Annotated in this window: 20 protein-coding genes; 16 read left to right on the top strand and 4 right to left on the bottom strand. The window is 65.4% G+C overall.

Annotated features, from left to right (window positions below):
• Nucleotides 1–11 precede the first annotated feature (11 nt).
• The 8 genes from soxZ to K410_RS0105265 all read left to right on the top strand — a co-directional run bounded on the left by soxZ (nt 12) and on the right by K410_RS0105265 (nt 6,649).
• A complete protein-coding gene (soxZ, locus tag K410_RS0105300; RefSeq protein WP_028133874.1) occupies nt 12–323 on the top strand; it encodes a thiosulfate oxidation carrier complex protein SoxZ in 312 nt (103 codons plus the stop codon).
• Complete coding sequence (gene soxA / locus K410_RS0105295; protein ID WP_028133873.1) at nt 323–1,186, top strand: sulfur oxidation c-type cytochrome SoxA; 864 nt, start codon at nt 323–325, stop codon at nt 1,184–1,186. Before soxZ ends, soxA begins: the two co-directional genes overlap by 1 nt.
• The gene (locus tag K410_RS0105290; protein ID WP_028133872.1) at nt 1,183–1,488 is read left to right on the top strand and encodes a hypothetical protein; all 306 of its coding nucleotides are present in this window, start codon (nt 1,183–1,185) and stop codon (nt 1,486–1,488) included. Before soxA ends, K410_RS0105290 begins: the two co-directional genes overlap by 4 nt.
• Before the next feature lie 54 nt (nt 1,489–1,542).
• On the top strand, nt 1,543–3,294 hold the full coding sequence (gene soxB, locus K410_RS0105285) for a thiosulfohydrolase SoxB (RefSeq protein ID WP_028133871.1): 1,752 nt from the start codon (nt 1,543–1,545) through the stop codon (nt 3,292–3,294).
• Nucleotides 3,291–3,746, top strand: a complete 456-nt coding sequence (locus K410_RS0105280; RefSeq protein WP_028133870.1) for a DsrE family protein — start codon at nt 3,291–3,293, stop codon at nt 3,744–3,746. The genes soxB and K410_RS0105280 overlap by 4 nt, the downstream gene beginning before the upstream one ends.
• Before the next feature lie 209 nt (nt 3,747–3,955).
• Nucleotides 3,956–4,993 carry an MBL fold metallo-hydrolase gene (locus K410_RS0105275; RefSeq protein ID WP_028133869.1) on the top strand — a complete coding sequence of 346 codons (1,038 nt, stop codon included), beginning with the start codon at nt 3,956–3,958 and terminating at the stop codon, nt 4,991–4,993.
• Nucleotides 4,994–5,081: 88 nt separating this feature from the next.
• Nucleotides 5,082–5,252: a hypothetical protein gene (locus K410_RS39255; protein ID WP_063831407.1), complete on the top strand. Its 171-nt coding sequence runs from the start codon at nt 5,082–5,084 to the stop codon at nt 5,250–5,252.
• A 185-nt stretch (nt 5,253–5,437) separates the two neighbouring features.
• A complete protein-coding gene (locus tag K410_RS0105265; protein WP_028133868.1) occupies nt 5,438–6,649 on the top strand; it encodes an MFS transporter in 1,212 nt (403 codons plus the stop codon).
• A gap of 232 nt (nt 6,650–6,881) precedes the next feature.
• Here the strand turns inward: K410_RS0105265 and K410_RS0105260 are convergent, their stop codons facing one another.
• Nucleotides 6,882–8,231, bottom strand: coding sequence for an MFS transporter (locus K410_RS0105260; protein ID WP_028133867.1), 1,350 nt, complete (start codon nt 8,229–8,231; stop codon nt 6,882–6,884).
• A 142-nt stretch (nt 8,232–8,373) separates the two neighbouring features.
• On the opposite strand from K410_RS0105260, the gene K410_RS0105255 reads away from it, so the two are divergent.
• Genes K410_RS0105255 through K410_RS0105240 form a run of 4 tightly spaced genes read left to right on the top strand, consistent with a single transcriptional unit; the run spans nt 8,374 to nt 12,975 of the window.
• Nucleotides 8,374–9,027 (top strand): ABC transporter ATP-binding protein, encoded by a 654-nt coding sequence (locus tag K410_RS0105255; RefSeq protein ID WP_028133866.1) that lies wholly within the window; start codon nt 8,374–8,376, stop codon nt 9,025–9,027.
• Entirely contained in the window at nt 9,024–11,486 is a 2,463-nt protein-coding gene (locus K410_RS0105250) for an FtsX-like permease family protein (RefSeq protein ID WP_028133865.1), read from the top strand. Before K410_RS0105255 ends, K410_RS0105250 begins: the two co-directional genes overlap by 4 nt.
• Nucleotides 11,476–12,558, top strand: coding sequence for a lipocalin-like domain-containing protein (locus tag K410_RS0105245; RefSeq protein ID WP_028133864.1), 1,083 nt, complete (start codon nt 11,476–11,478; stop codon nt 12,556–12,558). Before K410_RS0105250 ends, K410_RS0105245 begins: the two co-directional genes overlap by 11 nt.
• A gap of 27 nt (nt 12,559–12,585) precedes the next feature.
• On the top strand, nt 12,586–12,975 hold the full coding sequence (locus tag K410_RS0105240) for an MAPEG family protein (RefSeq protein WP_028133863.1): 390 nt from the start codon (nt 12,586–12,588) through the stop codon (nt 12,973–12,975).
• Nucleotides 12,976–13,133: 158 nt separating this feature from the next.
• Here the strand turns inward: K410_RS0105240 and K410_RS0105235 are convergent, their stop codons facing one another.
• The 3 genes from K410_RS0105235 to K410_RS0105225 form a co-directional block, all read right to left on the bottom strand.
• Nucleotides 13,134–14,324 (bottom strand): ABC transporter substrate-binding protein, encoded by a 1,191-nt coding sequence (locus tag K410_RS0105235; protein WP_028133862.1) that lies wholly within the window; start codon nt 14,322–14,324, stop codon nt 13,134–13,136.
• Nucleotides 14,325–14,621: 297 nt separating this feature from the next.
• A complete protein-coding gene (locus K410_RS0105230) occupies nt 14,622–17,789 on the bottom strand; it encodes an efflux RND transporter permease subunit (RefSeq protein ID WP_028133861.1) in 3,168 nt (1,055 codons plus the stop codon).
• Complete coding sequence (locus K410_RS0105225; RefSeq protein WP_028133860.1) at nt 17,786–18,991, bottom strand: efflux RND transporter periplasmic adaptor subunit; 1,206 nt, start codon at nt 18,989–18,991, stop codon at nt 17,786–17,788. Before K410_RS0105225 ends, K410_RS0105230 begins: the two co-directional genes overlap by 4 nt.
• Nucleotides 18,992–19,246: 255 nt before the next feature.
• Between K410_RS0105225 and K410_RS0105220 the strand changes: the two genes are divergently transcribed.
• The 4 genes from K410_RS0105220 (at nt 19,247) to K410_RS0105205 (ending at nt 24,944) form a co-directional block, all read left to right on the top strand.
• Entirely contained in the window at nt 19,247–20,401 is a 1,155-nt protein-coding gene (locus tag K410_RS0105220; protein ID WP_028133859.1) for an iron-containing alcohol dehydrogenase, read from the top strand.
• Between the two features lie 17 nt (nt 20,402–20,418).
• Nucleotides 20,419–21,969 carry an AMP-binding protein gene (locus K410_RS0105215; protein ID WP_028133858.1) on the top strand — a complete coding sequence of 517 codons (1,551 nt, stop codon included), beginning with the start codon at nt 20,419–20,421 and terminating at the stop codon, nt 21,967–21,969.
• A 388-nt stretch (nt 21,970–22,357) separates the two neighbouring features.
• Nucleotides 22,358–23,956 (top strand): ABC transporter substrate-binding protein, encoded by a 1,599-nt coding sequence (locus tag K410_RS0105210; RefSeq protein ID WP_028133857.1) that lies wholly within the window; start codon nt 22,358–22,360, stop codon nt 23,954–23,956.
• A gap of 40 nt (nt 23,957–23,996) precedes the next feature.
• Complete coding sequence (locus K410_RS0105205) at nt 23,997–24,944, top strand: ABC transporter permease (RefSeq protein ID WP_028133856.1); 948 nt, start codon at nt 23,997–23,999, stop codon at nt 24,942–24,944.
• Nucleotides 24,945–24,951 lie beyond the last annotated feature (7 nt).

Here is a 24,951-nt window from a genome sequence, read left to right as displayed (position 1 = left end):
GGATCGGTCCGATGGCATCAAGCATTCGCGTGCGCGCAACATCCAACGGCGACATCACCGAGGTGCAGGCGCTGATCCAGCATCCCATGGATACCGGCCTGGTGAAGGATCCCAAGGGCGAGCTGATCCCCGCGCACTTCATCCAGCAGCTGAAATTCGAATGGAACGGCAAGGACGTCTTCGTCGCCGATTGGGGCACCGCGGTCTCCAAGGACCCCTATGTGAAGTTCAGCTTCAAGGGCGCCAAGAAGGGCGACGAGCTCAAGATCTCCTGGACCGACAACAAGGGTGGCTCGGATACGACCACCGCGAAGATCGCGTGATGAAGACCCGGTCTGCCCTGCTGCTTGGCTCGCTCGGCGCCGCGCTCGTTGCGTTCGCCCTCGCCGCTCCGCGCGTCGTCGCGGCCGACAAGGTCGATCCCGTGGCCGACGCCAAGGCGTTCCGGAACTTCTTCTTCCGGAAGTTTCCTGACGTGAAGCACGAGGACTTCGTCAACGGCCCGTACTCCATGAACGCCGATTTGAAGCGGCAGTGGCAGGAGAAGGAGGAATTTCCGCCCTACGAGTTCGCGCTTGAGGCCGGCAAGGAGATGTTTGCGACGCCGTTCAAGAACGGCAAGACCTATGCCGACTGCTTCCCGAACGGCGGTATCGGCGTCCGCCAGAACTATCCCTATTTCGACACTGGGGAAGGCAAGGTCATCACGCTGGAGCTCGCGCTCAACCGCTGCCGCGAGGCCAATGGGGAAGCGCCCTATTCCTACGTCAAGGACGAGATGGCCTCGCTGACCGCGTACATGGCCTACACCTCGCGCGGCAAGCCGATGGACATCAAGATCCCCGACGATCCGCGCGCGCTCGCAGCCTTCGAGAACGGCAAGCGCTATTTCTACACCCGCCGCGGCCAGATGAACTTCTCCTGCGCCAGCTGCCATGTGCAGAGCCCGGGCGAGCGCATCCGCGCCGAGATCCTGGCGCCGGCGCTCGGCATCGTGAACGCGATGCCGATCTACCGCTCCGAATGGAGCGGCATGGGCACGACCAGCCGCCGCTTCGTCACCTGCAACAGCCAGACCCGCGCGGTTCCGCTGGAGCCGCAGGCGGACGAATACCGCGACGTCGAATATTTCCTGTCCTACGTCGCCAACGGCCTGCCGATATCGGGCCCGGGAGCGCGGCCATGAAGCGGACACTTGCTCTCGCCATGCTGCTCGCGCTCGACCTCACCGCCACGGCGCGCGCGGCGAGCGAAGCGGACTACAAGGCGGCGTACACCGCCGCCGAAGCCGCATCGAAGGAGGCTGCCGGCTTGCGCAACCAGTGGACCGTGACCGTCGCAATGCTGGCCGCGGCCAGGAAAGCGGCCGATGGCGGCGACTTCGACCGCGCCATCGCCGCAGCCAAGGAGGCCGAGGCGCTGGCAAAGGCGTCGATCTTCCAGGCGACGTCTGAAAAAGAAGCCTGGAAGGCGATGGAAATCCGCTAGACTGGCCTCAACTGGACCAGTCTTGCGACCATTGAGGGCGCGGAGAATTTTTGGATGGCGATCCGCCGCCGCGATTTCCTGAAGTCTGCAGGCCTTGCCGCCGCATCGCTCGGTCTGCCGCGGCTCGCGCGTGGTGCCGAGACCGCTGGCATCTACGACCTCGAGCGGTTCGGCAATGCACGCATCCTGCACATCACCGACGCGCATGCGCAGCTGAACCCGGTTTATTTCCGCGAGCCGAGCGTCAATATCGGCATCGGCGAGATGGCCGGACGGCCGCCTCATCTGGTCGGCCGCGCCTTCCTGGAGCGGTTCGGCATCCGCTCCGACAGCGCCGATGCCTATGCCTTCACTTGTGTCGAATTCGAGAAGTCGGCAGGCCGCTTCGGCAAGCTCGGCGGCTTTGCCCATCTGAAGACGCTGGTCGACCGCCTGCGCGGCGACGTCGGCGAGCAACGTTCGCTGCTCGTCGACGGCGGCGATCTCTGGCAAGGCACCGGGCTTGCCAATGTCATGCAGGGCCGCGACATGGTCGAGGTCGCCAACCTGCTCGGCATCGAAGCGATGACCGGACATTGGGAGTTCACCTATGGCGAGCAGGCGCTGCGCGACAATCTCGAGCGCTTCAAGGGCGAATTCCTGGCGCAGAACGTCTTCCTGACTGAGGAAGCCGCGTTCAACGACGCCCCCGCCTTCGACAAAGCCACGGGGCGCGTGTTCAAGCCGTCGATGATCAAGGAGATCGGCGGCCATCGGGTCGCGATCGTCGGCCAGGCCTTCCCTTACGTGCCGATCGCGCACCCGAAGCGGTTCACGCCGGACTGGACCTTCGGCATCCGCGAGGAGGAATTGCAGAAACATGTCGATGCCTTGCGTGGCACCGACAAGGTCGATGCGGTCATCCTGCTGTCGCACAACGGCATGGACGTCGACCTCAAGCTGGCAAGCCGCGTCACCGGCATCGATGTCATTCTCGGCGGCCACACCCATGATGCCGTGCCGCAGCCGATTGCGGTGAAGAACGCCGGCGGCATCACGCTCGTCACCAATGCCGGCTCCAACGGAAAATTCCTCGGCGTGCTCGATCTCGCCATCGACAAGGGCAAGGTCAGCGACGTTCATTATCATCTGCTGCCGGTCTATTCCGAGCTGCTGAAGCCCGATCCGGCCATGGCCGAGCTGATCGGCCGGCTGCGCGCGCCGCATGTGACCGATTGGTCGGAGAAGATCGCAACGCCCGACCGCCTGCTCTATCGCCGCGGCAATTTCTCCGGACCGGTCGACGAGCTGATCTGCACCGCGCTCCGCACCGAGCTCGACACCGAGATCGCGCTGTCGCCGGGCTTCCGCTGGGGCGTCACCGCACTGTCCGGCCAGGCGCTGACCATGGAGGATCTGCTCGCGGAGACCGCGATCACCTATCCCGAGACCTATGTGCAGGAGATGACGGGCGCCCAGATCAAGGACGTGCTCGAGGACATCTGCGACAACCTCTTCAACGCCGATCCCTACTACCAGCAGGGCGGCGACATGGTGCGCGCCGGCGGGCTCAGCTACACCTGCACCCCGACCGCCGCGATCGGCAGCCGCATCTCGGATCTGAGAATCCATACTGGCAAGGCGATCAGCGCCGGCCATCGCTACAAGGTCGCAGGCTGGGCTTCGGTCACCGGCCAGCAAGGCGCGCCGGTGTGGGACGTCGTCGGCAAATATCTGCGCTCGGGCCGGATGTTTCAGGAGCGGCTCGGCTCCGGGGTCACCCTCAAGGGGGTCGACGACAATCCAGGCATCGCGGGGCAGGGATGAGGCGCGCGCAGATCCTGTCCGCGCTGATGCTGGCGCTGCTCGCCTTCGCCGTCCCGCCGGCCTCGGCGCAACAGGTGCCGCTCCAGGACAAGCCATTCGCCGAGCACAGAATCGTGCTGCAGCTCTCCGATGGCGATGCCAGGAAGCAAGCACTGGTGCTCAGCGTCGCCAACAATCTGCTGAAGGCCTACGCCCCCGACAAGATCGCGCTCGAAGTGGTGGCGTTCGGCCCGGGCATCGACCTCCTGCTGTCAGGCAGCGAGCGCCGCAAACAGGTCGAGAGCCTGATCGCGCAGGGCGTGCGGTTCGACATCTGCCTCAACACGGTGGACACGATCGAGCGCGAGACCGGCAAGCGGCCGGAATTCATTCCCGCGGCAACGCCGGTGCAGGTCGGCGTCGGGCAGATCCTGTTTCTGGCGGAGAACGGATACACGGTCGTGAGGCCATAGCGAAGCCACTGTCATTCCCGGGCGATGCGAAGCATCGAACCCGGAATCTCGAGATACCGGGTTCGGCTCTTCGAGCCGCCCCGGAATGACAGCTAGCCTCGTGATAAGGATCTTCTCAATTTTCCTCTCCGTACAGTGAATTGCTTCTCTTTTCAGCCCGGATCGTAGTAGAATTCCTCGACACCAGTTCCACTGCCGGACTTCCTGCCATGATCTTCCGCCAGCTCTTCGACAGCGTCTCGGGCACCTACAGTTATCTCCTTGCCAGCCGCTCCGGCGGCGAGGCGCTGATCCTGGATCCCGTGCTGGAGAAGGTCGACCGCTACTGCCAATTGCTGCGCGAGCTCGACCTCAAGCTGGTCAAGGCGGTCGATACCCATCTGCATGCCGACCACGTCACCGGACTCGGCGAGCTGCGCGACCGCACCCATTGCATGACCGTGATGGGCGACCAGACCAAGGCCGACGTGGTGGCGATGCGGGTCGCCGACGGCGACAAGGTGACGATCGAGGGCCTGTCGCTCGACGTGATGTACACGCCCGGCCACACCGACGATTCCTATTCCTATCTGATGGGCGATCGCGTCTTCACCGGCGACACGCTCCTGATCCGCGGCACCGGCCGCACCGATTTCCAGAACGGCTCTTCGCGCGCGCAGTACGATTCGATCTTCAACCGGCTGCTGAAGCTGCCGGACGAGACGATGGTGTTCCCGGCGCACGACTACAAGGGCGACACCGTCTCCACCATCGGCGAGGAGAAGCGCTACAATCCCAGGCTCCAGGTGCGCTCGGTCGACGAATATATCGAGCTGATGGCCAATCTGAAGCTGCCGAATCCGAAGATGATGGACGTGGCGGTGCCCGCCAACATGCATGTCGGCCTGCATCAGGAGGAGCTGGAGAAGGAGGGCCGCGCGCTCAGTGCGACTGAAGCGATCCGCAGTCTCGGCCGGCCGGATATCCTGCTGGTCGATCTGCGCGAGGGCAACGAGCGCGCCAAGCACGGCATGCTCGAAGGCGCACTGCACGCGCCGTATCAGTCGGTGGAGGAGAGCCTCAAGCCCGGCGGCATGCTGCGCGAGGTCGCAGCCGCCACCGGCCGCCGCATCGTGTTCTTCTGCGCCTTCGGCGAACGCTCGGCGATGGCGGTGGCGGCGGCGAAGGAGGCCGGCCTTGCCAATACGGCGCACATCGCCGGCGGCCTGGATGCCTGGAAGAAGGCCGGCGGGCCGCTCGTGCACTGACGGCCCCACGGGGCTTCTTGAGATAGGTCAGCAACCGCCCACATATTCGGACTAGGATCGGATGCAGCATCACCATCCGGGACCAACCATGAGCAAGACCGCCAAGCCGAGCGCGCCGCCCAAGACCGCCGACGAGAAACCGGCGGACAGCAAGGCGAAGAAGCCGCTGCCGCCCGACATCGACGACGACGATTACGAAGACGGCGACATCGCAACGCCGAAGCGCGACCGTTATGGTTTGGATGACGAGCCGTTGTGAGGTCTTAGTCCCATACTCCGACGTCGTCCCTGCGTAGTACGCAATTGCGCACTCGGCAGGGACGACTGGAGGCACCTCGGCGTCGTCACTCCGCGCCCGCCCTACCTGCCATGCGCTTGCGTTCATGGACAAATAACCGCCCTTCGATAGTTTCCGCATCCCGAAGGAAGTCAGACGGAACTGCAATGGTCGACGTTCTCGCCGCACCGCAGCAAGGCAAGGCGGACAGCGCACTGCGCACGCTGACGGGAATCTCGATCGCGCATTGGGTCAGCCATTTTCATCTGCTGGTCCTGCCGATGCTGTTTCCGTTTCTCAAAGCGCAGCTCGGCGTCGGCTATATCGAGCTCGGCTTCGCACTCACCGTCTTCGCGGTGGTGTCCGGACTAACGCAGGCGCCGACCGGCTATCTCGTCGATCATTTTGGCGCGCGCAGGATCCTGCTGATCGGCCTCACGCTGGGCGGCTTCGCGCTGATCCTGCTCGGCCTGCATCTCAGCTATGTCTCGCTGATTGCCTGCGCCGTGCTGCTGGGCCTCGCCAACAGTGTCTATCATCCCGCGGACTACGCCATCCTGGCCGCGCACATGGACGAGGCGCGGATGGGCCGCGCCTTCTCGATCCACACCTTTGCCGGCTTTCTCGGCGGCGCGGTGGCGCCGGCGATCGTGGCGGCGCTCGTCGCCGTGTCCGGCGGCGTCGGCGCGCTGATCGCGTCGGGCGCGATCGGCATTCTGGTGGCGCTACTGCTGCTCGTCATGAACATTCCCGACGCCGGCGCCAGCAAGACAAAGCCGGGCGCGGAGAACACGCCGAAGCAGGCGGTCATCACCCCGGCGCTGATCACGCTGACGGCGCTGTTCATGCTGCTCAGCCTGTCCGTCGCCGGCATCAACAATTTCGGCGTCGTCGCGCTGATGAGCGGCTACGGCACGTCCTATTCGGCAGCCAACGTCATGCTGACGGCATTCCTCGGCGCCAGCGCCGCCGGCGTGCTCGCCGGCGGCTTCCTCGCCGACCACACCGAACGCCACGGCTATGTCGCGGCGGCCTGCTTTGCCGTGAACGCGGCGATCGTGCTGCTGATCGCGCTGATGACGCTGCCCGGCTGGGCTTTGACCGCGGCGATGACGGTCGCGGGCTTCCTCTCCGGCGTGATCGCCCCGTCGCGCGACATGCTGGTGCGCAATGCCGCGCCGGCGGGCGCCGCGGGGCGCGCCTTCGGCATCGTCTCCACCGGCTTCAATCTCGGCGGCATCGTCTCGCCGCTGCTGTTCGGCTGGATCATGGACCAGAGCGCGCCGCACTGGGTGTTCGGCGCGTCCGTGATCTTCATGGTGGCGACGGTGGTGCTGTCGCCGTTCACGGAGCGGAAGCGGCAGGCTCCTGCCAATTGAGCGGCCGGTAGCGCTACGAATTCAACTGTCGTCCCCGCCTGGTGCGCAATTGCGCGCGCGGCAGCGTCATGGCCGGGCTTGTCCCGGCCATCCACGCTTATCCACACAAAGAACGTGGATGCCCGGGACAGCCCGGGCATGACGACCTCTGCAAAGTTCAAATGCAATTGCCCTGGAATGGCCGGGACGACTGTGATTGTGGCCGGCAGCGTTCGCCACGCCGCCGCCACCTTTACGTCGGCGACACCGCGCCCTTCAGCGCGCTGGCCTGTGCCGCGGCACCACGGGTCAACCTCGCCCTCTCCGTGTTCGGCCACAGCAGCAGCAGGCCGAGCAGACCGGAGCCGACCATGATCACGGCGTTGATGGTGAAGCCGGACATGTAGCCGTCGAGCGTGCTGCCGGCGCGCTGGATCGTCGCGCCCATCACGGCCGGCGCGATGACGCCGGCCAGCGTGTACAGCGCACCGTAGATCGCGAGGATGGCGCCGCGCTGCGAGGTCGGCGTGAACTCGCCGAGCATCGGCGGGCAGACGACATAGATCGCGCCGCACAGGCCCGAGCCGACCACCAGCAGTGCGATCTGCAGGCCTGCACCCTGAACATGCGGCATCATCGCCAGAACCAGCCCACCGATCACCAGCGGCACCGAGCCGAGCACGCCGCGTGCGACGCGCGTGTTGTAGCCGCGCGCCATCATCACCTGCGAGATCCAGCCGGTGAGGATGACGATGGTGGCGCCGAACACCCAGGGCAGGATCGAGACGAAGCCGGCCTGGCTCTGCGAGAAGCCGAGGCCCTTGACGATGAACGGCGTGAACCAAGTCAGGCCGAGCGACAGCGCCCAATAGGCACCGAAGGTCGCGGCGACGCAGCCGATGAAGGTGCGCGAGGTCAGAAGCTGCAAGTAGGGAATTTTCTGCTCGGTCTCGGCGAGGACCTGCGTGTCCTCCAGCGGCCCTTCCTTGCCGAGCACGAGCCAGGCCGCAACCCAGATCAGGCCGACGATTCCGAGCGCGCCGAAGGCATAGTGCCAGGAATGATTGACGATGATCCAGTTCAGCGCCGGCACGGCCAGGATGACGCCGAAGGCCGAGCCCTGCGACAGGATCGCGGTCGGCAGCGTGCGCTTCTCGTCGGGGAACCATTTGTAGATGGCGTGCGCGGCGACAGAGAAGGCCGGGCCTTCGCCGGCGCCCAGCACGATGCGGCAGATCAGGAGCGTGGTGAAGGAGACGGTGCCGACCATCGGAAACTGCGCCAGCGCCCAGATCACCGCGAGCGTCAGCAGCACCCAGCGCGTCGGCACCTTGTTGACGATGAAGCCGACCACGATGGCGGCGATCGAGAACAGGAAGAAGAACGAGGAGCCGAGCAGGCCGAACTGCTCCGGCGAGAGCTTCAGATCGGTCATGATCGGCACGCCGGCGAGGCCGACGACGATCTTGTCCGCAAAGTTCACGACCATGAAGAGAAAGAGGAGAAAGGTGACGGTCCAGGCGCCCTTCGGCGTTGGCTTCGCCGAATCCCTGGACTGCCCTGCCGTCCTGCCCGCCGCATCGGGCGTTCCCTGAGCGCTCATCGTTCTCCCCGCATGTCTTTTTGGCACTTTTTTGATTTGGCCGTCTTGGAAGCTAACAACGGCTTCGAGACCAACGCAACCCGGCATTTCCACAGCAAGTGTGCTACGCAACAAGTCCCCATTCCGTCCGGCGCCATTCATCGTGCTGAGCATCCGAAATCTTTCCAAGACCTTCTCCTCGGCCGGCGAACCGGTCCATGTGCTGCGCGGCGTCGATCTCGACCTCGGCAAGGGCGAACGCGTCGCACTGACCGGCGAGTCCGGCAGCGGCAAGAGCACGCTGCTGCACCTGATCGCGGGGTTGGACGCCGCCGACGGCGGCACGATCCGGCTGGAGGACGTCGAAGTGACCAAGCTCTCCGATGCCGGTCGCGCCAGCTTGCGGCGCGACCGGATCGGCCTGGTTTTTCAGCAGTTCAACCTGATCCCGAGTCTTTCGGTTGCGGACAATCTGGTGTTTCAGGCGCGGATCGCCGGCCGTCACGATGCAGCCTGGACCAACGAGCTGACCGAACGACTCGGGCTTGGATCACTCCTGAAGCGCTATCCCGAGCAATTGTCCGGAGGTCAGCAGCAACGGGTCGCGATTGGCCGGGCCTTGGCGACAAAGCCCTCGCTGCTGCTGGCGGACGAGCCGACCGGCAATCTGGATGAAGACACCGCCGAGGACGTGCTGGCGCTGGCGCGCGACCTCGTCGCGCGCACCGGCTGCGGCTTCCTGATGGTGACGCACAGCCTGCATCTGGCCGCAACACTCGACCGCCACCTCACCCTGCATGCGGGGCGGATCGCATGAGACGTGCGCTCTGGATCCTTGCGGTGCTGCTCAGCCATTGGCGACGTCACAAGATGCAGTTCGCGACGCTTCTGATCGGGCTGATCGCGGCGACCGCGCTGTGGAGCGGCGTGCAGGCCATCAACCAGCAGGCCCGCACCGCCTATGACCGCGCCGCGGCGACATTCGGCGGCACCCGCACCGCAATGCTGGTGGCACCGCATGCGGCAACTTTCCCGCAGGATCTTTTCGTAAAGCTCCGCCGCGCCGGCTGGCCGGTGTCACCGGCACTGGAAGGCCGGGTCCAGATCAACGGCCGCTCGGTGCGGCTGCTCGGGATCGAGCCGGTGACGCTGCCGGCCGAAATCGGCAATGCGCCGCGCCTCGGCGCCGCGGATTTGAGCAGCTTCGTGGCACCGCCCGGCCAGACCTTGGTGGCGCGCGAGACGCTGGCCGACTTGCAGGCGCCGGAAGGCGCGAGGCCCGCGATCAGCGACGGCGCAGAACTGCCGCTCTTGCGCGTGCTGCCCCAGCTCGCGCCCGGCGTGCTGGTGGTCGATATCGGCGTGGCCCAGCGCCTGCTGAACAAGCCGGATCAGCTGTCGCGGCTGCTGATCGGCAAGCCGAAGAGCAGGCCCGCGCCGCTGGCCAGCGTTGTCGGCGACCAATTGCAGCTGATCGAGCCGAATGCGGAGACCGAGCTGGAGCGCCTCACCGACAGCTTCCATCTCAACCTCACGGCCTTCGGCCTGCTGTCGTTCTTCGTCGGCCTCTTCATCGTCAACTCGGCCGTCGGCCTCGCCTTCGAGCAGCGGCTGCCGATGCTGCGGACGCTGCGCGCCTGCGGTGCCTCGGCGCGGCTCGTCAACACCGTGCTGGTGGTCGAGCTCGTCGCATTGGCGCTGGTCGCAGGTTTGATCGGGCTCGTGTGCGGCTATTTCATTGCCGCCGTGTTGCTGCCTGACGTCGCGGCGTCGCTGCGCGGGCTCTATGGCGCGCAGATCCCGGGGCAGCTCAGCTTGCGGCCCGAATGGTGGCTCGCCGGCATCGGCATCAGCATTGCAGGCGCGCTGGTCGCGGCGGCCACCAGCCTGATCAAGGCGGTCACGATGCCAGTGCTGGCGACGGCGCAGCCGCGCGCGTGGCAGCAGCGGCAGCGCCGCTGGCTGGTTCTGCAAAGCTGTGCGGCCGGCGCCGTGTTCGCGGTCGCGCTGCTGCTGCTGCGCTACGGCGAATCGCTGATCGCGGGCTTTGGCTTGCTGGCGGCCTTGATGCTCGGCGCGGCCCTGATCCTGCCGGCGTTGCTCGAGCTCCTCCTGCTCGCAGGCCAACGTACCGCGCGAAGACCGCTGGCGCTGTGGTTCTGGGCGGACAGCCGGCAGCAGCTCTCCGGCCTGTCGCTGGCGCTGATGGCGCTGCTGCTGGCGCTCGCTGTCAATGTCGGGGTGTCCACCATGGTGGAGACGTTCAGCCGCACCTTCCTCGGCTGGCTGAACGGACGGCTCGCCGCCGACGTCTACATCAGCGCCTCCGACAACGCGCAAGGTGTCGCGATCCGCAACTGGCTGAAGCAGCGCAGCGACGTGCAGGCGATCCTGTCGGGCGGGCGCGCCGAGGCGCAGCTTGAGGGCCAGCCGGTGGAACTGCTCGGCCTGCCCGACCACGTGCTCTATCGCGAGCGCTGGCCGCTGCTGGACGCCGCGCCGCGGGCCTGGACCCGGCTGGTGCCCGGCAACGCCGCCTTCATCAGCGAGCAGCTCAGCCGCCGCCTGAATGTGCGCATCGGCGACGTCGTCGCGGTGCCGGCAGCTGGCGGGACCTGGGAGCTCGACATCGTCGGCATCTATGCCGATTACGGCAATCCAAGGGGACAGCTGACCGTGAATGTCGCGGCGCTGATCCGGCAATTTCCGCAGACGCCGCAGACGCGGATCGGCCTCATCGCCGCGAAGGAAAGCATCCCGGGCCTGATCGCGGCGTTGCAGAAGCAGTTCGCGCTCGACGACCGCAGCGTCGCCGACCAGGCGACGGTGAAGGCGGAATCGATCCGCATCTTCAACCGCACCTTTGCGGTGACCTCGGCGCTGAACGCCTTCACGCTGGGTGTCGCCGGGATCGCACTCTTCACGAGCCTGCTGACGCTGGCGAATTCCCGCCTGCCGCAGCTCGCGCCGCTGTGGGCGATCGGCATCACGCGGCCGCGCCTTGCCGCGATCGAGCTGGCCAAGACGCTGTCGGTGGCGCTGTTCACGGCGCTGCTGGCGGTGCCGCTCGGCCTCGTGGTGGCATGGTGCCTGATTGCGATCGTGAACGTGAAGGCGTTCGGCTGGCGGCTGCCGTTCCATGTGTTTCCGGAGCAATTGATCGGGCTGGTCGCGGTGGCGCTGCTGGCCTCGCTGCTGGCGGCCCTCCTGCCGGTGGTGCGGCTGGCGCGGATGCAGCCGGCGAGCCTCGTCAAGGTGTTTGCCAATGAGCGCTGATCGCCTCTCGCGCCGCGCCTTCGCCAGCGGCATCGCCGCGCTGGCGCTCGCGCGCCGCGCCGCTGCGCAAGGCTATGCCGGGCTCGGCGAGACCGCGGACAGCTTTGCGAAGGTGACGCCGGGACGACCGTTTGCCTTTCCGGCCGATCACGGGCCGCATCCGGATTTTCGCATCGAGTGGTGGTATCTCACGGCCAACCTCGTTGACGGCCGAGGTGCGGCTTGCGGCCTGCAATGGACGCTGTTCCGCCAGGCAGCGCAGCCGGGCCCGCAACGCGAAGGCTGGGCCAATCAGCAGGTGTGGATGGCCCATGCCGCGGTGACGCGCGCCGACACCCACCGCTTCAACGAGACATTTTCGCGCGGCGGCGTGGGGCAGGCCGGGGTCACGGAAAAGCCGTTCGATGCCTGGATCGACGATTGGCAGATGAAGGGCCTCGAGCCCACCGACGATCGCAATCTGGCGCCGCTGACGCTGAAAGCGTCCGGCACCGACTTCAGCTACGCGCTGACGCTCGAGGCCGACCGTCCCGTGGTGTTGCAGGGCGACGGCGGCTACAGCCGCAAGTCCGAACGCGGCCAGGCGTCCTATTATTACAGCCAGCCGTTCTACCGCGCCCGCGGCACGCTCACCATCGACGACAAGCCGGCCAGTGTCTCGGGCCAGGCCTGGATGGACCGCGAATGGAGCAGCCAGCCGCTCGACACGGATCAGACCGGCTGGGACTGGCTGTCGCTGCATCTGTCGTCAGGCGACAAGCTGATGCTGTACCGGCTGCGGCAGAAGGACGGCAAGAATCATCCGTTCGGCAATTGGATCGACGCGGCAGGCAACACGCAGATGATCGCGGGTGGCGACATCCAGATGATTCCGATGGCGGCGGCGGAGGTCGCAGGACGCAAGGTGCCGGTGGAATGGCAGATCGCGATCCCGTCGCGATCGTTCTCGATCCAGTGCAAGCCGCTCAATCCGAAAGCCTGGATGGGGACCGGCTTCGCCTATTGGGAAGGGCCGATCAGCTTTGCCGGAAGCCATGACGGTGTTGGCTATCTCGAGATGACCGGCTATTGAAGCCGCGACCTCTAAAGGGACCTCGCGATGTATCACCTCACCGCCCTCGTCACCCTGCTGGCGATCGCATTTTACTTCTTCACCATCATCAACGTCTCGCGCGCACGCACCAAGACCGGCGTCAAGGTGCCTGCGATGTCGGGCCATCCGGATTTCGACCGTGCCTTCCGCATCCAGATGAACACGCTGGAATGGCTGCCGATCGTCCTGCCGGCGCTGTGGCTGTTCGCGATCTATATCGGCGACGCCATCGCCGCGGGGCTCGGCGCGGTCTGGATCATCGGCCGCATCGTCTATTTCATCGGCTATTCGAAGGCCGCGGCCAAGCGCGGCCCAGGTTTTGCGATCCAGATCCTCGCGGCGTTTGCGCTGTGGGTGGGAGCGCTGGGGGCGGTGGTGTTGCGGCTGGTGAAGTGAAGCACTGCATCGTGCGTGCTCGTGTCCCGGGCGCGGTGCAGCGTGCAACGCTGCGCCGCTGAACCGGGACCCAGTCGAGCCTCTGCGCCCGGCGAAGCGTGGGTCCCGGCTCTGCGCAGCAGCGTTTCACGCTGCAGCGCGTCCGGGACACGAGGGCCTCACTTCGTCAGCGGGCAGCCGCTTTCCTTGGCGGTGAAGAAGGCCTTGTCGCCGGGGACGGTGGCGAGCAGCTTGTAATAGTCCCAGGGCTTCTTCGACTCCGCGGGCTTCTTGACCTCGAACAGATACATGTCGTGGACCATGCGGCCGTTCTCCAGCACCTTGCCGCCTTGCGCGAAGTCGTCGTCGACCGGGAGCTCCTTCAGCTTCTTGGCGACGGCATCCGGATCCTTGGTGCCGGCGGCCTTGACCGCCTTCAGATAGCTCAGCGTCGCCGAATAGGTGCCGGCCTGGATCATGTTCGGCATCCGGCCGGTGCGCTTGAGAAAGCGCTCGCCGAGATTGCGGCTCTTGTCGTTGACGTCCCAGTAGAAGCCTTCCGTCAGCACCAGGCCCTGCGCGGCCTGCAGGCCGAGGCCGTGCACTTCGGCGAGCGTCATCAGGAGGCCGGCGAGCTTCTGACCACTGGCGACGATGCCGAACTCGGACGCCTGCTTGATCGAGTTGGTGGTGTCGAGGCCGGCATTGGCGAGGCCGACGATCTTGGCCTTGGAGCTCTGCGCCTGCAGCAGGAAGGAGGAGAAGTCCGAGGAGTTGAGCGGCACGCGCACCGAGCCGACCACCTTGCCGCCGTTGGCGGCGACGATCTCGCTGGTGTCCTTCTCCAGCGCATAGCCGAAGGCGTAATCCGCGGTGAGGAAGAACCAGGTGTCGCCACCGGCCTTGGTCAACGCGCCGCCGGTGCCGACGCCGAGCGCGCGGGTGTCGTAGGCCCAGTGGAAGCCGTAGGGCTGGCAAGCATCGCCTGTCAGCCGCGAGGTCGCGGCGCCGACGACGATGTCGATCTTCTTCTTTTCCTTGGAGAGCTCATGGATCGCGAGCGCGACCGAGGAGGTCGTCAGTTCCGTGATCATGTCGACGTTCTCGACGTCGTACCAGCGCCGCGCGATCGAGGCTGCAAGGTCCGGCTTGTTCTGGTGGTCGGCGGTGACGAGCTCGATCTTCTGGCCGAGCACCTCGCCGCCGAAATCCTCGATCGCCATCCTGGCCGCCTCGACCGACCATTTGCCGCCGTAATCGGCATAGACGCCGGACTGGTCGTTGAGGATGCCGATCTTGACGCCTTGGGCGGAGGCCGGCGCGGCAAGCAATGCGGCCGACGCCGCTGCGGCCAAAAGTGCTGATTTCATCTATTATCTCCCAGCAGTTTCTGTTTTGAAATCGCGCCGATACTAGGGAAGAACCCCGCGCATGCCCATCCGTTTCACGTTGGTCGTTAGTATGGGTGGCCGTGCGCTAGACAACCGGTGTCGTCCCGGACAAGCGCGCCACAAGCGCGCGTAGATCCCGGGACCCATAATCACAGGGAGAGGTTTGACGAAGACTCGGGTTTGCTAGCATCGCCCCAAACTCCTCCCTGTGGTTATGGGTCCCCGCCTTCGCGGGGACGACACCGAAGGTGCGGACACGCCGGCGGCCACAATGAATCAGGCAACCACCTCCGGCTTCTTGCCCTCGTTCCGCCCCTCCGCCAGGTTCCGCACCACCACATAGAAGATCGGCGTGAACAGAAGCCCGAACAGGGTGACGCCGATCATGCCGAAGAACACGGCAACACCGACCGCCTGCCGCATCTCGGAACCGGAGCCAGTCGAGATCACCAACGGCAGTACGCCGAGGATGAAGGCGAAGGAGGTCATCAGGATCGGCCGCAGGCGCAGGCGGCAGGCCTCGATCACGGCCTCCAACCGCGGCCTGCCTTCATTCTCGATGTCGCGCGCGAACTCGACGATCAGAATCGCGTTCTTCGCGGCCAGCCCCACCAGCACGACGAAGCCGATCTGGGTGAGGATGTTGACGTCCTGGCCCATGAGGCGCACGCCGATGGTGGCAGCCAACAGGCACATCGGCACGATCAGGATCACCGCGAACGGCAGGGTCCAGCTGCCATATTGCGCGGCGAGCACGAGATAGACGAACAGCACGCAGATCGGGAACACGTAGAGGCCGGCATTGCCGCCGGTGACCTGCTGATACGACAGATCCGTCCACTCGAAGGTGAAGCCGCTCGGCAAGGTGTCGTTCGCCAGCTGCTTGATGGCGTTGAGCGCGGTGGTCGAGCTTACGCCTGGCGCGGGCTCGCCCTGGAGCTCGGATGCGGCATAGAGATTGTAGCGCGCGACGCGGTCGGGACCCGAGACGTCCTTGAACTCGACTACGCTGCCGAGCATCACCATGTCGCCGGAGGCATTGCGCGTGCGCAGGCGTGCCAGATCGCTCGGCTCCTTGCGGAACGGAAAATCGGCCTGCGCGGTGACGTGATAGGTGCGCCCGAACAGGTTGAAGTCGTTGACGTAGGTCGATCCGAAATAGCTCTGAATCGTGTCGTTGATGTTCGAGATGGGAACGCCGAGCTTCTGCGCCTTGGTGCGGTCGATATCGACGAAGAGCTGCGGCGTGTTGGCGGTGAACGGCGAGAACACGGAGGGGCCGAGCAAGAAGGGCGATTTGCGCGCTGCGGCGACGAGTTCGTCGGTGGCCGCGGCGAGCATTTCGGGTCCGCGGCCCTGGCGGTCCTGGATGCGGATAGTGAAGCCGCCGCCGGTGCCGATGCCGGGCACGGCCGGCGGCGGAATCACGATGATGAAGGCGCCCTGGATCGCGGACAGGCGCTTGCGCAGCTCCACCGTGATCGCGTTCGCAGACAATCCCTTCTTGATGCGCGCCTCGGGCTCGTCGAACACGGGGAACAGCGCCGCCGCATTGCCGGCCTGGGTGCGGGTGGCGCCGGAGAAGCCGGCGAAGGCGGCGACGCGGACGATGCCGGGCGTATCCAGCGCAATCCGCTCGATCTCGCGCACGACCTCGGTGGTGCGCGCCAGCGAGGCCGCACCGGGCAATTGCACGGAGACGATGACGTAGCCGCGATCCTGCGCGGGGATGAAGCCCTGCGGCGTGGTCACGATCAGCCAGCCGGCGCTGCCGATCAGCACGAGGTAGATCAGGAGCATCAGCACCGAATGCCGGATCACGAAATTGGCGAGGCCGGCATAACCGTGCGCCAGGCGGTCGAACACGCGGTTGAACACGCCGGTGAAGGCACCCCACGCCCGCGCGACGACATTCCAGCTCGCCGGCGGCCGCTTCGCTTCGTGGGGGGTGAGGATCAGCGATGCCAATGCCGGCGACAGCGTCAGCGAGCAGAAGCAGGAGATCGCGGTCGCGACCGCGATGGTGACGGCGAATTGCTGGAAGAACTGCCCGGAAATGCCGCCGAGGAAGGCGGTCGGGACGAACACCGCGCACAACACCAGCGCGATCGAGACCAGCGCGCTGCCGACCTCCTCCATGGTCTTCAGCGCGGCATCGCGCCGGCTCATGCCGTGCTCGAGATGCCGCTCGACATTCTCGACGACCACGATCGCGTCGTCGACCACGATGCCGACGGCGAGAACCAGGCCGAACAAGGTGAGATTGTTGATGGAGAAGCCCAGCGCCGCCATCACCGCGAAGGTGCCGACCAGCGACACCGGTATCGCGATGATGGGAATGATCGCGGGCCGCCATCCCTGCAGGAACACCAGCACCACGATCACCACGAGCAGCATGGCCTCGTAGATCGTCTTGATCAGCTCGTGCACGGACTGCGCGATGAACTCGGTCGGGTTGTAGCCGATATTGTAGTCGAGGCCCTTCGGGAAGCTCTCCTTCAGCCTCGTCATGGTGTCGTTGATGTTCTTTGCCGTGGCGAGAGCGTTCGATCCCGGCCGCTGCGTCACCAGCATGGCGACCGCGGATTTGCGCAGCAGGAAGCTGTTGGTGGAGTACGCCAGCGCACCGAGCTCGACGCGGGCTACGTCGCGCAACCGCACGACGCGGCCGTCGGACCCGGCCTTGATCAGGATGTCCTCGAACTGCTTCTGGTCCTTCAGCCGGCCGGTGAAGGTGAGATTCGGCTGGAAGGCGCGGTCGGCGATCGGCGGCTCGGCGATCTGGCCGCCGGCGATCTGCACGTTCTGGGCCCGGATCGCGGCCAGCACCTCGGCCGAGGTCAGGCCGAGATTGGCGATCCGGTCAGGGTCGAGCCACAGCCGCATCGAATAATCGCGCGCGCCGAAGATCTGGATGTCGCCGACGCCGTCGAGACGCAGCAGCTGGTCGCGGACCTGGAGCAGCGCGTAATTGGAGATATAGAGCTGGTCGAACGTGTCGTCAGGCGACAGCATGAAAACGACCATCAGGATGTCGGGCGAGTTCTTGCGCGTGGTGACGCCGTTGCGCTGCACCTCCTCCGGCAGCCGCGGCTGCGCGATCGCGACGCGGTTCTGCACCAGCACCTGGGCCTTGTCGAGGTCCGTGCCGAGCTTGAAGGTGACGGTGATGGTGAGCTGGCCGTTCGAGGTCGCCTGGCTGTAGAGATACAGCATGTCCTCGACGCCGTTGATCTCCTGCTCGATGGGAGCTGCGACCGTGTCGGAGACCGTCTGCGCGGAGGCGCCGGGGTATTGCGTCGTGACCACCACGGTCGGCGGCACCACTTGCGGATATTCGGAGACCGGCAGCGTGGTGTAGGCGAGCGCGCCGACGATCAGGAGCACGATCGACAGCACCATCGCCAAAATGGGCTGGTTGATGGAGAGACGGCCGAGATTCATGACTTGTCACCGGCTGGGGCTGGCGCGGTCTGCGGAGCGACCTTGGCGCCGACCCGGGCGCGCTGGATGCCGTTGACGATGACGCGGTCCTCCGCCTTCAATCCCTCGCGGATCACGCGCAGGCCGTCATCCAGCGGGCCGAGCACCACCGGACGGGCCTCGACGGTGTCATCGGGCTTCACCACGAAAACGATCTTGCGGGATTGGTCGGTCGCGACGGCGGCATCGGGAATCAGCAGAGCTTCATAGGGCGCGCTGCCGATCAGCCTGACACGGCCGAACTGGCCGGGCAGGATCGAAAGGTCGGTGTTCTTGACGACCGCGCGGCTCCGCAGCGTGCCGGTCGAGACGTCGAGACGGTTGTCGAGAAAGTTGATGGTGCCTTCATGCGAGGGCTTGGTCTCGCCGGCGAGCGTCACCTGCACCGGGTTCGCCGTGTCGCGCGAGCTCGGGCGCCGCCCCTCGAACCACAGCTTGCTGTATTTGATGAAGGTCGCCTCGTCCATGTCGAAATAGATGTAGATCGGATCAAGCGTGACGATGGACGTCAGCAATGTCGACGTGCCGCTGTCGCTGCCCTGCACGAGATTGCCGGGACTGACGAGATGGCGGCTGACGCGTCCCGTCAGCGGCGCCGTCACATGCGTGAACTCGATGTTGAGCTTGGCGGCCTTCAGCGCGCCTTCGGCCTGCATCTCGGCGGCATGCGCGGCCTGCAGGGCCTGGCGGCGCTGATCCACCACCTGCTCGGAGACGGCGCTGCTCTGCACGAGGCTGAGGCCGCGATCGAGCTCGCGCTTGGCAAGCTCCACCTTGGCCCGTGCATCCGAAAGCTGGCCCTCCGCTTGCGTCGCCACCGCCTCGAACGGACGCGGGTCGATCACGTAGAGCAGATCGCCCTGGCGCACGATGGCGCCGTCCTGGAATTCGACCGAGTTGACGAAGCCGCCGACACGCGGGCGCACCTGCACCTCCTCGACCGCCTCGAAGCGGCCGGTGAACTCGTCCCAATCGGTGACGGTGCGCTTGACCGGCTGGGCCACCGTCACCGCCGCCGGCGGCGGAGCAGCGGCTTGCGAGGTCGGTTGTCCGCAACCGGTGAGCGCGACAGCCGCGACGAGCAGCGCGGCGATTGCAATCGGTCGGGTCCGAACGAAATCGTGTTTTTTGACAAACCGCTCGCTTCCATCCGGTCCGCTCATCCCAGGTCCTCGCACACAAGCCGCAGAATGGCACATGGTACGCTTCTACCTGCGGGCGCCACAAGATGGGTGGCCAAGATGAACTCTTCAAGACTGCGATGCGCGCAATGCTCGGACGAGCGCCCTGGCCGGAAGACGGGTTGACAGTTCGAGAGCCGGCTTCGGCGCCCTCAGCGCCTTCGCACATGACGGGACCTGGCGGCTCGGCTAGATTAACCCGCACAAAAACAAGGCGAATTGTCCGGGAGGACAGGCGTGCACCAGGGACGTGTCGTTTTCGGCGCGATCGAGGAGGTCGTATTCGGCCATCCCGCGGCGGACGCCATCGTCGCGCAGATGGACCGGCTGGGAACGCGCCGCGCCTTCCTGATGGTCTCCGGCACGCTCAACCGGCAAACCGACGAAATCGAGACGATCAAGCAGGCGCTGGGCCCGCGCTGCGCCGGCCTGTTCGACGCCATGCCGGCGCATACGCCGCGCGAGGCGGTGATCGCGGCCACACATGCGGCGCGCGAGGCGCAGGCTGATCTGATCGTCACCGTCGGCGGCGGCTCGATCACCGACGGCGCCAAGGCGGTGCAGCTTTGCCTCGCCAATGGCATCACCGATGTCGAGGGCATCGAGCGCATCCGCGTCCGCAAGGGCATCGCGCCCGAGATGAATGCGCCGACGGTGCGGCAGATCAGCGTGCCGACCACGATCGCCGGCGGCGAGTTCAGCGCGATCGCCGGCGTCACCGACCGCAGCACGAACGTGAAGCAGATGCTGCGGCATCCGCTGACGGTGCCGCGCGCGACCATCCTCGATCCGGCCATCACCGTGCACACGCCGGAATGGCTGTTCCTGTCGACCGGCATCCGTGCCATCGACCATTGCGTCGAAGCGATCTGTTCGCGCGAGGCGCATCCCTATGCCGACGCGCAGGCGGTGAAGGGCCTCGCCATGCTCGCCGACGCGCTGCCGCGGGTGAAGGCCAATCCCGCCGATCTCGACGCGCGAATGGACGCGCAGATCGGCACCTGGCTGTCGATGGGCGCGCTCGCCGCCGGGGTGCCGATGGGCGCGAGCCACGGCATCGGCTACGTGCTGGGCGCGGCCTTCGACGTGCCGCATGGCTACACCTCCTGCGTCATGCTGCCGGCGGTGATGCGCTGGAATGCCCGCGACAACGCCGAGCGGCAGATGATCGTCGCCGCCGCCATGGGCTATCCCGGCCACAACGCCGCCGACGTGCTCGATGCCTTCATCCGCTCGCTCGGCATGCCGCGCAGCCTTGCCGACGTGCATGTGTCGCCCGAGCATTTCGAGTCGATCGCCGACCAGGCGATGCGCACGCCCTGGGTGCCGCGCAACCCGCGCAAGATCGAAAGCCCGGCAGAGGTGCGCGAAATCCTGCTTCTTGCCGCATGATTCAAGCCGGAGGATAGATGTACACAGGTCACCACGCCCGCCTGCGCCCGCTGCAGCCCGCCTTCATCATGGCGGCCACAGGCGAGGCCGTCACCTATCGTGAGCTGGAGGCGCGCAGCAACCGGCTGGCACATCTGTTCCGCAAGCACGGCTTGAGGCGGCTCGACCATTACTCGATCTTCATGGAGAACAATTCGCGGTACCTGGAAGCCTGCGGCGCGGGCGAACGCTCCGGGCTGTACTACACCTGCATCAACTCCTTCCTGACGCCGGGCGAGCTCGCTTATCTGCTCGTCAACAGCCAGTCGAAAATCCTGATCACGTCGGTGGCGAAGCTCGACATCGCGCGCGAGGCGATCAAGTCCTGCCCCGATATCAAGCTCTGCATCGTCGCCGATGGCCCGGGCGAAAGCGAGCGCATCGTCGGGCTTGCGGACGTGACCGCGGACATGCCGGCGACACCGATCGCGGACGAATGGCTGGGCACCGCCATGCTGTACTCGTCCGGCACGACGGGACGGCCGAAAGGCATCCTGCGGCCGCTGCCGGAGGAGCCGCCGAAGCACAATCTGCCGCTGTTCGATTTCCTGACCAAGCTCTGGCACTACCGTGAGGGCATGGTCTACCTCTCGCCGGCCCCGCTCTATCATTCCGCCCCGCAAGCCGCCGTGAACCTCACGATCCGCATGGGCGGTACCGTGATCATCATGGAGAGCTTCGATCCCGAGCGGTACCTCGAGCTGGTCCAGCGCTGGGGCATCACGCACACCCAGCTGGTGCCGACGATGTTCTCGCGCATGCTGAAGCTGCCGGAGGAGGTCCGCAAGCGCTACGACCTGTCGTCGCTCGAGATCGCGATCCATGCCGCCGCGCCTTGCCCGGCGCTGGTCAAGGACGACATGATCAAATGGTGGGGACCCATCATCCACGAATATTACGGCGCGACCGAGGGCCTCGGCTTTACCGCCTGCAACAGCGAGGAATGGCTTAGCCATCGCGGCACCGTCGGCAAGGTGCTGCTCGGCGACCTCCACATCCTCGACGAGAACATGCGGGAATGTCCGGCCGGGACGCCCGGCCAGGTCTGGTTCAAGACGGCGACACCGTTCGAATATTTCAACGACCTTGAGAAGACCAGGGAGGCGCGCTCGGCCGACGGCAGCATGAGCACGGTCGGCGATGTCGGCTATGTCGACCAGGACCGTTTCCTGTACCTGACCGACCGCGCGACCTTCATGATCATCTCCGGGGGAGTGAACATCTATCCGCAGGAATGCGAAAACCTCCTGATCACCCATCCGAAGGTGGCCGATGCCGCGGTTTTCGGCGTGCCCAATGCCGATCTCGGCGAGGAGGTGAAGGCGGTGGTGCAGCCGATGCCGGGCGTGATGCCGGACGCGGCGCTGGCCGAAGAGCTGATCGCGTTCTGCGCGAAATCGTTGTCGCGGCAGAAGGTGCCGCGCTCGGTCGATTTCGAGAAGGAATTGCCGCGGCTGCCGACCGGGAAGCTGTACAAGCGCCTGCTGCGGGACCGGTATTGGGGAAACAAGGCGTCAAGGATCGTGTGAGGTGACTGTCACTCAAGGGCGAGACGTCGTCAAACAGAAGGTGTCGTCCCGGGGCGCGACGAAGTCGCGAACCCGGAATCCATAACCACAAGGAGTGGTTGTCGCGCGCGCAGACAACTCCGAGTCATCGAAAAACTCCTCCCTGGAATTATGGGCCCCGGATCTGCGCTTCGCTCGTCCGGGACGACGATGGATGCTTGAGAAGTAGCGAGACACTTCAGTTCCCGCTCTCTTCGCACCTGCACTCTCACGCTGTGAGATGTGAAACCCCGCGGCCTTCCGTCATCCGAAATGCCGAGGCGACGCGATCGGGGTTGCCACGCGCGGCTTGCGTGCTATCGTCGCGACAAACAGGCCGCAAAAAGGCCGATGTCCAGGGAGGATGAGCATGCGGAGCGTGTGGGCGCTCGCCGCGACGGCGGCGCTATCTGTGCTGACGGCCTCAACTGCCACGCTTGCCGGCGAGCCCAAGCAGGGCGGCGTCCTGCGGATGTATCACCGCGACAGTCCGGCCAACGCGTCGATCCTCGAGGGCGCGACCTATTCGGTCAATGTGCCGTTCATGGGGGTCTTCAACAATCTCGTCATCTACGATCAGCACATCGCGCAGAACACTCCCGATACGCTCAGGCCCGAGCTCGCCGAAAGCTGGTCCTGGAGCAGCGACAACAAGAAGCTGACGTTCAAGCTGCGTCAGGGCGTCAAATGGCACGACGGCAAGCCGTTCACGTCGGCCGACGTCAAATGCAGCTTCGATCTCCTGATGGGCAAATCGCAGCAGAAGCTGCGGCAGAATCCACGCAAGGCCTGGTACAACGAAGTCAACGAGATCACGACGAACGGCGATTTCGAGGTCTCATTCGCCCTGAAGCGGCCGCAACCCTCGCTGCTCGCGATGCTCGCATCCGGCTATACGCCGGTCTATCCCTGCCACGTCTCTCCGGCGGACATGCGCACCCATCCGATCGGGACCGGACCGTTCAAGTTCGTCGAGTTCAAGGCCAATGAATCGATCAAGCTGACACGAAATCCGGACTATTGGAAGAAGGGCCTGCCCCATCTCGACGGCATCGAGTACACGATCATCACGAACCGCTCGACCGCGATCCTCGCTTTCGTCGCCGGCAAGTTCGACATGACCTTCCCGACGCACATCACGATCCCGCTGCTGAAGGACATCAAGTCGCAGGCGCCGAACGCGACCTGCGTCGTCGAGCCGACCAACGTTTCGACCAACATCATCGTCAATTCGACCTCGGCGCCGTTCGACAACATCGACGTTCGCAGAGCCATGTCGCTCGCGCTCGACCGCAAGGCCTTCGTCGACATCCTGTTCGAGGGCCAGGCCGATATCGGCGGCACCATGCTGCCGCCGCCTCAGGGCATCTGGGGCATGCCCAAGGACAAGCTCGAGACCATTCCGGGCTACGGCCCGAACGTCAACGCGAACCGCGAGGAGGCAAAGAAGCTGATGCAGAAGGCGGGCTACGGTCCCGACAAGCATCTTGCGGTGAAGGTCTCGACACGCAACATCGCGGAATATCGCGACCCCGCGGTGATCCTGATCGACCAGCTCAAGAGCATCTATATCGACGGCGAGCTCGACGTCGTCGAGACGGCCAACTGGTTTCCGAAGGTCGCGCGCAAGGACTACATGCTCGGCCTCAATCTGACCGGCAGCGCCGTCGACGACCCCGACCAGTCCTTCTACGAGAATTATTCCTGCGGCTCGGAACGCAACTACACCAATTACTGCAACAAGGAGATCGAGAAGCTGTTCGACGTGCAATCGCAGGAGACCGACGTCAACAAACGCAAGCCGCTGGTGTGGGACATCGACAGGAAGCTGCAGGAGGACGTCGCCCGCCCGATCATCTTCCATGCACGCGCCGGCACCTGCTGGCAGCCCTACGTCAAGGGCGTCACGATCATGTCGAACAGCTCCTATAACGGCTTTCGCTACGAGGACGTGTGGCTCGACAAGTAGCACGGCAGGCTGAAGACTAGCGGCTCGCGGAGGGCGAAGGATGTTTGCCTATCTGGTGCGACGCCTGTTCCTGATGCTCGTGACCCTGCTCGGGATCTCGGTCGTCATCTTCGTCCTGCTGCGCGTCGTGCCCGGCAATATCGTCGACATCCTGTTCGCCGCCGCCGGCTATGTCGATCCCGCCGACAAGGCCAATCTGGAGAAGGAGCTCGGCATCGACCAGCCGCTGATCGTGCAATATTGGCACTGGATCAGCGGCTTTGTGCGCGGCGACTTTGGTTTTTCCTACGTTTCCGAGAAGCCGGCGCTGCAGGAGATATTGCCGCGAATTCCGATCACGGCAAAGCTGGCCGGCCTCGCCCTGCTGTTCTCGGCCTCGATCGGGATTCCCTTGGGCGTCATCAGCGCCGTGAAGCAAGGCACGCGGCTGGATTACGCCTTGCGCGTGGTCAGCCTCAGCGGCCTGTCGCTACCCTCGTTCTGGCTCGGCCTTCTGATCCTCACCGCGTCGGTGGCGATGTTCGGCCAGATGCCGATCTTCAACCCGAATCCGCAGACCTGGCTCGAGGCGTTCGCGACCTACGCCGTGCCGGCCGCCGCCGTCGGCTTCCGCAGCGCGGCGCTGACCATGCGCATCACGCGGTCCTCGATGCTGGAAGTGCTGCGGCAGGACTACATCCGCACCGCACGCGCCAAGGGTGCCTCCGATGCCGCCGTGAACTATCGTCACGCGCTGAAGAACGCGATTCTGCCCGTGATCACCGTGATCGGCATCGAGGCGGCCTTCCTGATCGGCGGCCTGATCGTCACCGAGACGGTGTTCAACATCCCCGGTGTCGCCCGCTTCCTGGTCGAGGCGATCCGCTGGCGCGACTATCCGATCGTGCAGAACCTCGTGATGTTCATCGCCGTGGTCGTCGTGGTCGCGAATTTCACCGTCGACATGCTCTACGCGGTGTTCGATCCGCGGATCAGGTACACGGATTAGGAGAGCT

It is taken from the genome of Bradyrhizobium sp. 22, assembly GCF_000482425.1.
GTDB lineage: Bacteria > Pseudomonadota > Alphaproteobacteria > Rhizobiales > Xanthobacteraceae > Bradyrhizobium > Bradyrhizobium japonicum_B.
The sequence above is the reverse complement of the archived record's forward strand: the minus strand, read 5'-3'. Positions and strand labels throughout refer to the sequence as shown.